The organism is Bacillus salitolerans (assembly GCF_042680805.1).
In the GTDB taxonomy this organism is placed as follows: Bacteria; Bacillota; Bacilli; order Bacillales; family SA4; genus Bacillus_CJ; species Bacillus_CJ salitolerans.
Genome location: NZ_JBHUEM010000054.1, coordinates 38,615 through 51,218 on the forward strand (window position 1 = coordinate 38,615; position 12,604 = coordinate 51,218).

Here is a 12,604-nt window from a genome sequence, read left to right on the forward strand (position 1 = left end):
AAATAGTACCATCTAAAAGACTTTGAAGACTATATAGAATCAAGGGAACAATTTTTAGAGCTAGCTGTATACGGTAGTGTATCTAGAAGATCCAATTTATTAGATCTTGCAGGTAAAGACCTTGCTTTAGAAAAGGATAACCGATTCTATTGGCATGCAAGAGTGACAACAGCAGCCAATATCATTAAGGCAAAGCATAAGCATGAGACAGCAGATATATATGAACAACTTCCTTCTAACATCTTGATACTTAGGGCAACAAAACCTATAGGAACTTAACTTCAGAATTATTTGAACAAAAAACTGGTGGAACAGTAAAGTTGATCCCTGATTCTTCACACATGCTACATTGGGATAATCCTAATGTAGTAGTGAATGAAATAAGAAAGAAATGGTTAGGTGCTACTTAATGACGGGAAGGCCATTGCGAAACAAGGGCACAATCGCTAGTTGTACTAGGAGGATTCTGTTTTAGGAAATCCAAAAAACCTTTATTAGGAGGGAAGGGATTTTTTGCAAAATAGAAGTGAAGCTCTAATGCAGGTTGCAAAAAACTATATTGAAACACTGGATACAAAAATAATTTATGCTTGTGTTGGAGGTTCGGTTGGAAGAGGTGACGCAGACCAGTATAGTGACCTAGATTTAACGATATATACTAATGAGTGTGCCTCTTCAAGCAAATTGGATATTCTTTATGGTGACGAGATCATTCAATTAGAAATAGTACCAATAGACGAACTACCTGATAAAAAAGTAATTCTTCAATCTCCTTGGGATTTCAGGTTTTTAGCTGAGGAAGCAATACTAAAAGATGAGGAGGGGAGTTATCATGATTTAAAAGAATGGGCTATTACTTATTTTAATTCGAAAAATGGAAAGCAAAAAATGATTGAACAGGTAACTAATATTGTTAAAAATAGATGCAAATTTGCAATGGAATGTTTAGAAACTAATATGAATTACTCTGCGAGCATAGCTTCTATGGGGGCATGGACAGAAGCAGGGTTCTTATACTTATATATAAAAGACAATTTACTTTCAACAGGGGAATTAATTCCTCAAATTGAAAAGTTGAATAACCATATGAAGAGGTTTAATAGAGTTTCTCCTTTTACTTTTACAGAAGTGTCCAATGCATCTATGATTGTAAGTCGTTATCGCAAATTTTTAAGAGACCAAGGGCATACATATAGTAGTTTATCAATAGTTCACGATACATTATGTAATAGGAAAATCCAACGATTACTTAATAACAATGAGAAGCTCAATCTATTATGGCAAATGTATGGTGAATCAGTAGGACTGTATTTTGAAACATCGAATGGATTACCTTTTGAGCTGTATTCTCAAGACTTGCCTGTATCCTTACAGAAGGATTTATCAAAAATAGGTTTTGTCCCATTAAACAAAAGTCGAACTAACGAATTGTGTACGTTAAGTGATGAACTACTATCCTTATCCTATTGAATGAACCTGGGAAATTATTGAACAAATAGCGGGTCAGCATCAGCTAATCCATATACTTTTGAAAGGGTCGTTACGGACGAAAAAGTAGTAGAAATTAATCGATCTTTTAAAATGTTTCATGTTTATAATAATATCTGACTGTTATATGCTTATTAAGTTTTGGATTTTATTAAATTATAATGGATAAGACTAACCATGATAGGTACCTTAACGGATAAGAATAATGGAGTTGATTTTATGAGTAAAGCTAAGGGTAAAGGCGGAACAGGTAGAGGAACTGGTAAGAAAGGTTGGAATCGTTGGCAAGCTAGTGCAAATAAAGCGAAAAGTGCCAAACCTTATAAAAGTAAAGGTGTTAAAAATTCTACTGGTTCTAAGACAGTGAGTACTGGAGATACTTCTGATAAATAGAGGTTAAGTACCATGTAACCTTATAGATCAGAGCAAAAGTCTGTTACATTAGTACTATGGGAAATAACTCGCCTCTAAACTGGAGACGAGTTTTATTTTTAAGGATGAGAGATGGAGCATGTATCTTTAACAATGAGAAGAGAAAATTTCATTATTAGGATATAAAAAAATAGTGATATTATTAATATAAGCAATAACTATTCAAATACATTCTTCTGAATCATAGGACAAACTTGTTTTGTGCTTCAATCACATCTGCGTTTAACGTTGGTGTTAGTAATAATGCAACTTGAAAAATTTCTCCATAAAACAAAAATACTTAGGTGTACATATTTTAGAAACAAATGATCTCATCATTTGGTTAACAATGAAGGATACCAATACATGCATGTCATTACATTAAGGCTAGATTAGCTTTTTAATAAGGACGGGTAAAACTTTTTTGATCCGTGACAGTTAGTTAATCTTAGTGAAGGTAGATAGGTTTGGGGTTAAATATCTGATTATTCATACTCTTTGAACGTACTAGAGTTAAAGATTACAAGCTACAATAAAAGAAGCTTAAATGATATTTGATTAGTACAGAAATAGAGAAACAATGAATCAACTATAATAAAACTACTAGTAGAAAAGGAGCGATTGCTTTGGAATTAAATGATGTAATCCACGGGCACAGATCGATACGAGAATACGAAGATAGGGAAGTAAGTCAAGAACTGCTTGATCAAATAATAGAAGCGGGCATTCGTGCCTCTTCAAGCGGTAATATGCAATCTTATTCAATTATCGTCACAAAAGACAAAGAGCTAAGGAAAAAGTTGTACACCGCACATATGGAACAATCGATGGTTGTTGATGCACCTATCCTCTTAACATTTTGTGCTGATTTTAATAGAATGAGAAAATGGCTTGAGCTCAATGAAGCACCTGTACATTTCGATAATTTCATGAGCTTTATGATAGGCGCCATTGATGCGACTTTGGTAGCACAAAACTGTGCTTTAGCAGCAGAAAATGCCGGGCTAGGCATTTGTTATATGGGTTCAACGCTTGCAAATTGTGATCAAATTGGCGCACTACTAAACCTACCTCCAAACGTCGTACCAGTTGTTGGATATTCATTAGGTTATCCCGCAGAAAACCCTGCAAAGCGCGATCGATTGCCAAAGCATGGTCTTGTTCACTATGACCAATATCGTGATTATTCGTCTGAAGACATTCTAGAAATCTATAAAGAGAGAGATGAAAAGGGATGGAGGCGCTACATGGACATCCCTAAGCTCAAGGAAATGACTGAACGATTAGGATTAAAGAATCTTGCTCAAATCTATACTATTGCCAAGTATACGAAAGAATCTCACCACGAGTTTTCACAGACAGTACTAAATTACTTGGAGCGACAGAATTTTATGAAAAATGAGTGATGTATTTTTTCTTATATAAATATTGTTCATACTTATAGTATTAACTTCATTAAGGCTATAAGAAAACTCTAGCAGAGGCACAGTTAGAATAATCACAACATGTCGTTACACCAACGAGGAAAAGTAGTAGAAAAGAACAAGAATGTAATGGTACAGCTACATTTTTGTTCTTCTTTTTTTATTTATTGTCTGTTTTCTCAAATCAAATGATCAGGAATTTACAGGAATGCATATTTCGCAAAAAGGGTTATTAACTAAATCACCAGTATATCTTTCTAATATAGGTTTGTTACTCATTTGATATCCAGTACTTTGTAGAGTTGAGAAAATCTCAGCATATGCTTTATGAACATCTTCCACAGTATGTTTAACTTTGTAAACAAGGTATGTTCCACCTGAAAGTTCACTTTCGTTAATTGAATGATCTATTTGATAATCCTTTGAAATCACAATACAAGCATCAAATCTACAGTTTTGCGGAAGTGTTGTCTCGGGATTATCTAGTGGAATTGCAAGGAGGATTGCCGATTCAAGAAGATTTCTCTCCTTAGCCCATTCTTTTACCTTCTCCATTACCTCAATATTGGCTGGACCATATTGACCAACTCTTCGTATATAAGCGATACGATAGTTTGAGAGTGTTTCGACTTTAAATATCATAATTTTATCTTCCTTTCGTCTGTTTTTTTGTTGACTCATTTCGAATGTAACATTCTTAAAAAATATACACATTTTATTTTTTAAAATTTTCCAGTAAATTTTTAAAGTATATCTTTCCTTATAATCAGAAAAAGACTATCTCAGTAAAGTGAGATAGTCAAAATTCCATATAGAAAGAAGTAGTAGGGACAGTTCAACACCTGTTTGTTTCTCTATGTGAAGTTCAAAATTTTGCGCTTTAGGGATAACATATGAGAAAAATAATCGGATTTTTTTATAACGCTGAAAGCCATAAGAAGGGATACTCATCAATCCGCGATCAATCTTTTATCCCGCTCCAACTGGCGCTAAGACCCCCACTTCAAAACTTTAGATGATTCGAGAAGTTTAAGTGGGGGATAAGCGCCAGTAAGAACCCTGAAAAGGAACACAGACTAAAGTCGCCACCTCTTGTGGCAACGTCTGTGTGACCCACAGTGTGGGCCTCATCTAACAATCAGTGGGGATGAGGAAAACCCCCACTGATTGAAGTTTCACTTTATCTACCTAATTTTCCTATCCATGTAACTAGATAAGCTGATAGTATAAACCGAGTTGAGTATCATACCATATTAGTTTGCCATGTTTACGTTTAGGGATGAGTGATTGTAATCCCCATTCTGGATACATTTTAATAATTTCTACTCTATCACCTGTTGCAAAAGCAATAAATGAAATATAATGATTTTTCGTCATAGGATGCTCGCTAGTAATAAACCACTCATTGTCAATTTCTGAAATGGATAACTTTTCATCGTCTAATGCTTTCTTGGCTACCAATTGTTCCAGTTTTTTTCCGCAGCAAGATATAGTACTATCTCCAGTTGAAAATAGTAAATTATTACATGATTGGCATACATAATAATGTGACTTTCTCATATTTCCTCCTACAAATTCATTAGACGATAATTCGCCGTCTAAAATATATTCTATATTTACTCCAAGGAGGGTTGATAAACTTGGTAATAGTGTGATATCTGGACAACCATACCCACGCTCCCATTTTGATATCGTTCTATCAGAAATATTCATCTGCTCCGCTAATTGTTTCTGTGTTAGCCCCTTTTCTTTCCGTAAACTATAAATTAATTTTCCAATTTTACGATTATCCATCATGTTTCCTCCTATTCTATTGTCATAGTAGATGTTTAGAATTAGTGTTGCAACAAACGCTCCGTAGAGTATGATAAAAATTCTTACTAGCTATTGTGTATTAGAATTTCATTTTAGGTCATCTCTAAGTCGTAACTCACTGAATATCCCTAAATACTCCTATAATATACAATTAAAATGTTTGTACAAATCCAAACCAAAGTTCTATATTTATTGTTAGTAAGGTGGTGAGAAGATGGAGAATAAAAAATTTCAATTAGAAATAGAAGATTTATGTAAAAGATCTCAACTTGGTGAGTTATTGGATGTCCCTGTATCTATTTCTGGTGGTTTTTTACATAGAATATATGCAATTGAAACGACGAGTGGAAAATATGCAATAAAACTATTAAATCCTCACATAATGATAAGACCAACAGCATGGAAGAACTATATGAATTCAGAAGAAATTTCCGATTTCGTATCTAGTAAGATACCAGCTCTTCCAGCTAAAAAAATTGATGGTGAATGCATTCAAAAAATAAATGGTCAGTATTTCCTTGTGTTTAGTTGGACGGAAGGGAAAAGTCTGAAGCACGATGAAATCAAAAATATTCATTGCGAAAAAATAGGTTCCATACTTGCAGATATACATAAAACCGATTTTTCTGAGTTAGGATTAACAAATGATGGGTCTGATAGTGGACTGTTAGTTGATTGGGAGTACTATTTACAAAAGGGTAAGGAAAATGATTTAGATTGGGTTAAATTACTACTCGAAAACATCGAAAACCTTAAATGTTGGGATTCTATGGCTATTGAAGCTTCAAAAATTCTAGCATCAAATATGGTTATTAGCCATAGGGATTTAGATTCTAAGAATGTGTTATGGAACCTAGATGAGCCAATGATTATTGATTGGGAATCAGCTGGTTATATAAATCAAGTGCACGACTTAATTGAAACAGCAATTTACTGGTCTGGCAATAAAAGAGGGGGTATTGATAAAGAAAGATTCTTCTCTTTTATAAACGGCTATAAAAAAAGATATGGTGAACTACATGGAGACTGGAGAACAGTATTAGAAAACGGCTTTTTAAGTAAATTAGGTTGGCTTGAATACAATCTAAAACGGTCTTTATGGATTGAATGTGCAGACGAGGAAGAACAGCAAATAGGGACAATTCAGGTAACAGAAACAATAAATGAGATTAGACTCTATGCTGGTACAATTCCAAAGTTACTGAATTGGTTAACTAATGAGCTTTAGATTAAGATTATTCATCTAGAGAGGGAGAGTAATGTTTATACCACTAACTTAATTTTTACAAATACAGCTATCTTGGTAGTTGAATTACCGAGTTGTTTAGTTTCAAAACTGAGAGTGCCGACCTTATTGTGATACAATAGATTTTCAATAATTTGTGGAGGATGTTATGAAAATTATTCAGCAATGGAACCAGGATGATAGTGATTTTATTAGAAAAAAAAGTAATTGAACATAACGCTAGAAGTCTATCAGATGATGTAAAAACTCCCCTCGAAAATGTGAGTTTTGTTTTGAGAAATGAGAAGGATGAATTGGTTGGCGGAGTGACATCAACGATATTTTGGCACCATATGCATATAGAATTTCTATGGGTATCTGATGAATATCGTAATGAGGGATACGGTAGAAAATTAATAAAAAAACTAGAGAGTTTAGCTATTGAAAAGAGTTGCCGTCTCATTGTATTGGACACATTTAGCTTTCAAGCGCCAGAATTTTATAAAAAATTAGGGTTTGAAGTGATTGGTACAGTTAAGGACCACCCCAAAGGACATAATCAATTTTATATGGAGAAAAGGTTATAAAGGTCATATCCCTTTGAAGATATAGTGACTTATTCACTCATGGATGAGTAGGGTAATAGAAATCGTTCACTTTTAAAAATACAAATATCTTTAGCTAATTAGAAGAACGTATCTACATAAGCAGATACGTTTCTTTATAAAAATCTCATATTTATTAAAAAATCGATATTATCATCAGTAATATCACTCCAGACGTTCATCATTAATAGCACCTAGTAGGATTTATGTGGCCATAGAAACATAACGATCGTTCGAACAGTTCTGTATGTTAGATGGATTAAAAACTAAATCCTTTTTATAAAAAGAATGAAGAAAGCTCTGTATCGATTTACTAGTGTGAAAACGTATCAGCCACTAGATTGCTAAATTCTCGTAAATAGTATAAATAGTTCTTTTCTTTCCCCTCGTAATTGTATTTTTTATTGTACATTTTTGCGACTACGACATTTTGGTTAGGAATGACCAGGATGGTAGCGCCCGTGTTCCCTAAGATTTGATACGAACCTGTCGGAACTCTTTCTCCCATTTCGCTTTTTTCTCGTGGCATTTTCTGTACATACCAAAATAATCCATTTTCTGGTAACGTCTTATCTTTGTAGACAGGATTCTGTATACTCGTGGCAGTTTCAATGACTTCTTTTGGAACAATTTGTTTTCCATTTATGTTTCCTTTTTTTAAGTGTAGGTAGCCCCATTTAGCGAAATCGCGTGTTGATACAAAAAGGTTTCCTTCTAAACCACTGTTCGATGTACCAATTGGTAAGACTGCATCTTCGTTTTGGTTTACAATCACTCGTACCAAATTTTCATGATTTTCCGTTCGCCAAGCTGTTTCATTAAGCCCTAATGGAATAAAGACTCGCTCCTTTAAGAGTTCAGTAAAGGGCTTACTGTACAGCTTATTAATTAATTGGGTAATCATAATGACACCTATTCCTCGGTAGGACCAACTTGTCCCAGGCTCGAATTCACGGAAGATAACATTGTGGTTATCATCTATACCATGCGAGTGAGTAACTAAATGCCTGAGTGTAGTGTTTCCAAGGATATCTTTGTCATACTCATTAAAGTAAACCTGCGCATACTCATCTAAGCTTTTGATTTTCCCATCATATAATGCAAAAGCAACGGCTAATCCTAAATAACTTTTTCTGGCAGAAGCTACATGGAATTGCGATACTTCTGATATAGGCATACTTCCAGGATGGTTCCCACTTGTTCCATTATAGTATTCGAGTACTACCTCATCATTATGGAGTATCATTAATGAGGCAGCAGTACTGTAATTTCGCTCCTTAATTTCTTCAACAAATGATATGAGTGTGTCATATTTTGTGGTCATCATTATTCCCTCCAATTAACTTCAACTATTTTGATACATGAAAAAAACCCCTTCCACAAGGAGGGACTGTTTCACGATAAAAAGGTTATTGATGCCTGTATAGATTATTGTCAAATCTATACAACCAATTTAGAAAAAAATGTGTTTCAATTAAGTAATACTATACGCAATAAGGAAAGTCCTTCAAAGTAAAATATTCAAGAATGGCATAAAAGATAGATTAATTGTATGGGTTCTTCATTAAGAAGGAGAAGTGCTTCTCTGTATTGAAGAAGTGAGTGAACTACTTACTGTATAAACATAGAGAAGGGAGTCTACTTTCCTTTGTAGGTTATAGGTTGATGTTAGGAATAAGTAAATAATTTTAAATGAGGAATTCTTACAATGGAGGCAATAACTTGACTATAGAACAGGAAATATCTAATGAAATTTATAAGATGATGCATTTACATCAGAAATTTTCAGAGGGTAAATTTGAAGAATTGAACAATCTTTATTCTGATGATTTTCAAGGTTGGCTTTATATGCCATGGGTTGGGGAATTAGAACACTTTAATGCAGCAAGTATAAAGAAAGGTAATAGATTAGCAGCCGAATACTATAAAGGTAAAGATATCACTTTTATATATACTGGACTAAAAATTGTACCTCAATCCATTAACCAAGCAGCAGTATCTTATGAGGTCATCCACCAAAATAAAGAACAAGTAATGATGGTTAGGGCATTAGCCTTAGAGGTTTGGCGTCAAGAAGCTGATGGGAAGTGGAGAATAATCCGCTGGTATGAAGAAAAGGGTTCGAGAATTTAAAGTAGAAACAAGAAATAAAAAATGGTTTACCTTATATTGAACTAGAAATAAGTAGGTTTGGTAGTGAAATCGGAAAAGAAAAAACATTAGTCTTGATTGATTCATTAATACTAGGGTTGCAACATACATATCGAACAACAAGTATGGTAATAAGATATCTTACAGTAATAGAAATTAACAATAAATAGAGTTTCGTTAAGATGTTTAATTCTAGGACTTTAACTAATGATACCAGCAATCGAAAAAAAGGGAATCAACTTCCGCTGTTCTGTTGGTTTTACCAAACAGATATATTAAGAAGGGGTTAATAGATTAGCAGATGGAAAAATAATAGAAACGGGGGGGCTATTGATGAAATTTGAATTCCGTACTATGACGCAAGAACAAGCAGAGAATATAGCTTACGGCTGGCATTATGAAGGTGAATATTCATTTTATGATATAGAAGCTGATAAGGAAGATTTACAAGAATTTTTACATCCAGAAACACGGGAAAATTCAATGTTTGCTGTTACAGAAGACGATGAATTGATAGCCTTCTTAAGTGTTAATAATGTAGGCGAGAATATTTTCGAGATCGGTTTAGGATTGAGACCAGATTTAACTGGAAGAGGTAAAGGGATGGAGTTTTTAAAGAGTGCAATGGATTTTGCGAAGTCTACATATGATCCTCAAAAAATTACATTATCAGTAGCCACGTTTAATCAAAGAGCGATTAAAGTATATAGAAAGGTTGGATTTAAAGATGTGAAGATATTTACGCAATATACAAATGGTGGGACATTTGAGTTTCTAAAAATGGAATACATATGTTGATAAAGTGAAACTTCAATCAGTGGGGGTGTTCCTCATCCCCCACTGATTGTTAGCCCCGGCCCACACTGTGGGTCACACAGACGTTGCCACAGGATGTGGCGACTTAGTCTGTGTTCCTATACAAGATTCATACTGGCGCTTATCCCCCACTTAAACTACTCGATTCATCTAACGTTTTGAAGTGGAGCTTAGCGCCAGTTGGAACGGGATTACCAAGATCGACCATTAAATGAACTAGTAAACCTTTTTCATATTGTTTATATTGTTAGTCAAATCCCTAACGAAAAACTATCGAACCTTTGTCATTTAGGGGATAATCAACAGAAGTCACTGGAATGGTTAATAAACGATTACTTTGAGCATATGGAATACCATATTCATCATCATATTTTGATAAAAAAGTAATTAGGAATAGTAGTATTTTAAATTTTGGGATCGATTCATATATGCGTAAATCGCTTTTTAATGATTGAAAAGGTAGGTGTTGGATTTTTACAGAATATGTACGAAACAGACTCAAATAAGACGATCTAGTATAGACGACGGTAGGATTGAAAGTTATGTGAAATAATGGTTGAAGAAGGGGTTCTGATAATGAAGATTCTCGAAACAGATAGGTTATTACTTCGATGGGCAACAGAAGAGGATGCTGCATTTATACTTCATCTTTTGAATGACCCATCTTGGATAGAGCACCTTGGGGACAGAGGAATTAAAACAATTGAACAAGCTAAAGAGTATATCTCTTCCGTTCTATTGGGTATGTATAGAAAATTCGGATTAGGACTTTATATCGTTGAACGTAAGAAAGAAAATATCCCAATAGGAATATGTGGACTAATTAAAAGAGAATCGTTGGAAGATATCGATATAGGTTTTGCTTTTTCATCAGATCACCAACGAAATGGGTATGGATTTGAAGCAGCATTAGCTACTCTTAAATATGCTAGAGATCATCTAGGCCTTCAAAAAATAGTGGCAATCACTTCTATGAAAAATACTAATTCCTCGAAGTTACTTTGTAAAATCGGAATGGAGTATGAGCGGATGGTATTGTTGCCACACGATAAAGAGGAGCTCAGATTATATAAAATAGAGTTTTAAATCTTGTTGTTTTAAAACGTACTTAAGAGGAGGAGATTATGGGAACTCTTATATTATCTGGAGGAGGAAATGCTACAAACACTAAAGAAATTAATCAGTATTTTGTAAAAAGGATCAACGAGGATAAACCTTTACTATATATTCCGATTGCAGGAAATGAAGAAATTAGATCATATGAAGAAAACGTAAACTATATACGGAGTATATTTAATCCATTGGGATTAAGTAGTGTCCAGATGTGGACTGATGTTGCCCGAAAAAACATAGAAGATATCAATCGATATAGTGCGGTGTATATTGGCGGAGGTAATACGCTTTCTTTGTTAAAGCGATTTAAAAGAGAAAACTTCGATAAAGTATTAAAAGAATACTATAACAATGGTGGTATCATTTATGGTCAAAGTGCAGGCTCGATTATTTTCGGAAAAGAAATTGCTCATACATGTCCAGAACATAGTTCGAAGGAAAATACGCAGGGATTAAATCTTGTAAACAATCATTCTGTATGGTGCCATTATTCAAAAGAAGAGGACATAGTAATAAAGGAATATATAACAAGATATAATTACTCATTTTTTTTAATTCCAGAAGGTTCTGCAATAGTTGTTAATGAAGGGGAGATATTTGGTATTGGTAAAAACGCTCCTATGTATATGGAAAAATAAAATATGAGTTATTAAAAAAAGAAATAAACAGTTACTGAACTATCCTGGGCCAATAGATAAGTAGAAATAGTTTTTATATGCCTTAATAAACAATTTCCCCTTAGTAAAGGAGAATATACTGAAATTTTATGATAAAGTAAATAGGGTAATTAGTAAAATTATGGAGGAAATAACAGTGAAGAATATAACATTTTTTTTGTGCATTTCAGTAATAGTACTATTCATAAGTGGATGTAACTCAAGTACTATTGATGAAGAGTTAGATATATTCCAATATAAAAACTCTTATGTAGGAGATAATGGCGCGGTTGGGAAAATCACAAGGCAATTACCAAATCCAAATGGTGAACAGTTAAATGGACTAGAGCTTAAGACAACCGAAGAACTTTATGGAATTATTTTGAATTATTCCCAGGTAGAAACCAATGACTCTATAGAAATAGATTACAATGAGCTTGCTCTAACTAATGCCACATTAATCCTTGCATTAGTTACAAATGCTGATTGGGTACAATTTAATTTTGTTGAAAAGGAACTTATTGTAACTAGAGAGGAATTACAAAACTTGTACGGCAAAGATATAAGACAATTTAATGATGAAGAAAAGCTACGTAACTTTATTCAAGAACAATTAGAAAATGAACATAAAGTGAATGAGTTTTTTTATTAAATGGTGTTCTTCGTAAAAACAGAGTCCCTAACTTCGAGTTATTTAGTACGAGGGGTGAAGGAAAACTGTGTAAGGAGTATGATTTTAGTTGTTTAATGTTAATTTTTATTATCGTTGAGATAGTTACTGAAATTATCGCTTGGACGGTTATTGGTCTAATCGCATATCGAATTGTGATGATATTGAATGATAGTGAAGTAGAAGTTCAGTAAGAATAGAGGTTACCACAGGTATTTTGGAACGGATGA

General features: G+C 33.8%; 13 protein-coding genes and 1 pseudogene. 11 read left to right on the forward strand and 3 right to left on the reverse strand.

All coding sequences use genetic code 11. The features are described 5' to 3' along the window. The first annotated feature begins 513 nt into the window (after positions 1-513). From ACFSCX_RS22180 to ACFSCX_RS22190, 3 genes are all read left to right on the forward strand, one after another. Positions 514-1,470, forward strand: a complete 957-nt coding sequence (locus ACFSCX_RS22180) for a nucleotidyltransferase domain-containing protein (protein WP_377930428.1) — start codon at positions 514-516, stop codon at positions 1,468-1,470. A 237-nt stretch (positions 1,471-1,707) separates the two neighbouring features. Next, positions 1,708-1,881 carry a DUF3934 family protein gene (locus ACFSCX_RS22185; RefSeq protein WP_377930429.1) on the forward strand — a complete coding sequence of 58 codons (174 nt, stop codon included), beginning with the start codon at positions 1,708-1,710 and terminating at the stop codon, positions 1,879-1,881. A gap of 644 nt (positions 1,882-2,525) precedes the next feature. Next, positions 2,526-3,305: a nitroreductase family protein gene (locus tag ACFSCX_RS22190; protein ID WP_377930430.1), complete on the forward strand. Its 780-nt coding sequence runs from the start codon at positions 2,526-2,528 to the stop codon at positions 3,303-3,305. 210 nt (positions 3,306-3,515) lie between these two features. On the opposite strand, the gene ACFSCX_RS22195 is transcribed toward ACFSCX_RS22190, so the two are convergent. Together ACFSCX_RS22195 and ACFSCX_RS22200 are read right to left on the reverse strand one after the other, a co-directional pair. After that, positions 3,516-3,965 (reverse strand): AraC family transcriptional regulator, encoded by a 450-nt coding sequence (locus ACFSCX_RS22195; RefSeq protein ID WP_377930431.1) that lies wholly within the window; start codon positions 3,963-3,965, stop codon positions 3,516-3,518. A gap of 567 nt (positions 3,966-4,532) precedes the next feature. Further along, the gene (locus ACFSCX_RS22200; protein ID WP_377930432.1) at positions 4,533-5,117 is read right to left on the reverse strand and encodes a helix-turn-helix domain-containing protein; all 585 of its coding nucleotides are present in this window, start codon (positions 5,115-5,117) and stop codon (positions 4,533-4,535) included. Between the two features lie 235 nt (positions 5,118-5,352). Here ACFSCX_RS22200 and ACFSCX_RS22205 point away from each other — a divergent pair, with 235 nt between their 5' ends. Next, positions 5,353-6,366 (forward strand): phosphotransferase, encoded by a 1,014-nt coding sequence (locus ACFSCX_RS22205; protein WP_377930433.1) that lies wholly within the window; start codon positions 5,353-5,355, stop codon positions 6,364-6,366. Positions 6,367-6,532: 166 nt separating this feature from the next. After that, a pseudogene (locus ACFSCX_RS22210) lies at positions 6,533-6,950 on the forward strand (GNAT family N-acetyltransferase). A gap of 331 nt (positions 6,951-7,281) precedes the next feature. Here ACFSCX_RS22210 and ACFSCX_RS22215 read toward each other — a convergent pair. After that, on the reverse strand, positions 7,282-8,292 hold the full coding sequence (locus ACFSCX_RS22215) for a serine hydrolase domain-containing protein (RefSeq protein ID WP_377930434.1): 1,011 nt from the start codon (positions 8,290-8,292) through the stop codon (positions 7,282-7,284). A gap of 398 nt (positions 8,293-8,690) precedes the next feature. Between ACFSCX_RS22215 and ACFSCX_RS22220 the strand changes: the two genes are divergently transcribed. The 6 genes from ACFSCX_RS22220 to ACFSCX_RS22245 all read left to right on the forward strand — a co-directional run bounded on the left by ACFSCX_RS22220 (position 8,691) and on the right by ACFSCX_RS22245 (position 12,356). Continuing rightward, positions 8,691-9,101 carry a hypothetical protein gene (locus ACFSCX_RS22220; RefSeq protein ID WP_377930435.1) on the forward strand — a complete coding sequence of 137 codons (411 nt, stop codon included), beginning with the start codon at positions 8,691-8,693 and terminating at the stop codon, positions 9,099-9,101. 351 nt (positions 9,102-9,452) lie between these two features. After that, a complete protein-coding gene (locus ACFSCX_RS22225; RefSeq protein WP_377930436.1) occupies positions 9,453-9,917 on the forward strand; it encodes a GNAT family N-acetyltransferase in 465 nt (154 codons plus the stop codon). 198 nt (positions 9,918-10,115) lie between these two features. Then, positions 10,116-10,322, forward strand: coding sequence for a hypothetical protein (locus ACFSCX_RS22230; protein WP_377930437.1), 207 nt, complete (start codon positions 10,116-10,118; stop codon positions 10,320-10,322). A 189-nt stretch (positions 10,323-10,511) separates the two neighbouring features. Beyond that, positions 10,512-11,021: a GNAT family N-acetyltransferase gene (locus ACFSCX_RS22235; RefSeq protein WP_377930438.1), complete on the forward strand. Its 510-nt coding sequence runs from the start codon at positions 10,512-10,514 to the stop codon at positions 11,019-11,021. Between the two features lie 38 nt (positions 11,022-11,059). Then, positions 11,060-11,686, forward strand: a complete 627-nt coding sequence (locus ACFSCX_RS22240) for a Type 1 glutamine amidotransferase-like domain-containing protein (protein WP_377930439.1) — start codon at positions 11,060-11,062, stop codon at positions 11,684-11,686. 175 nt (positions 11,687-11,861) lie between these two features. Continuing rightward, complete coding sequence (locus ACFSCX_RS22245) at positions 11,862-12,356, forward strand: DUF4825 domain-containing protein (protein WP_377930440.1); 495 nt, start codon at positions 11,862-11,864, stop codon at positions 12,354-12,356. Positions 12,357-12,604 lie beyond the last annotated feature (248 nt).

Coding starts and splice junctions, on each gene's coding strand:
- ACFSCX_RS22195 (WP_377930431.1), bottom strand. CDS start 3,965: ATGATATTTAAAGTCGAAACACTCTCAAACTATCGTATCGCTTATATA.
- ACFSCX_RS22205 (WP_377930433.1), top strand. CDS start 5,353: ATGGAGAATAAAAAATTTCAATTAGAAATAGAAGATTTATGTAAAAGA.
- ACFSCX_RS22225 (WP_377930436.1), top strand. CDS start 9,453: ATGAAATTTGAATTCCGTACTATGACGCAAGAACAAGCAGAGAATATA.
- ACFSCX_RS22200 (WP_377930432.1), bottom strand. CDS start 5,117: ATGGATAATCGTAAAATTGGAAAATTAATTTATAGTTTACGGAAAGAA.
- ACFSCX_RS22185 (WP_377930429.1), top strand. CDS start 1,708: ATGAGTAAAGCTAAGGGTAAAGGCGGAACAGGTAGAGGAACTGGTAAG.
- ACFSCX_RS22235 (WP_377930438.1), top strand. CDS start 10,512: ATGAAGATTCTCGAAACAGATAGGTTATTACTTCGATGGGCAACAGAA.
- ACFSCX_RS22240 (WP_377930439.1), top strand. CDS start 11,060: ATGGGAACTCTTATATTATCTGGAGGAGGAAATGCTACAAACACTAAA.
- ACFSCX_RS22215 (WP_377930434.1), bottom strand. CDS start 8,292: ATGACCACAAAATATGACACACTCATATCATTTGTTGAAGAAATTAAG.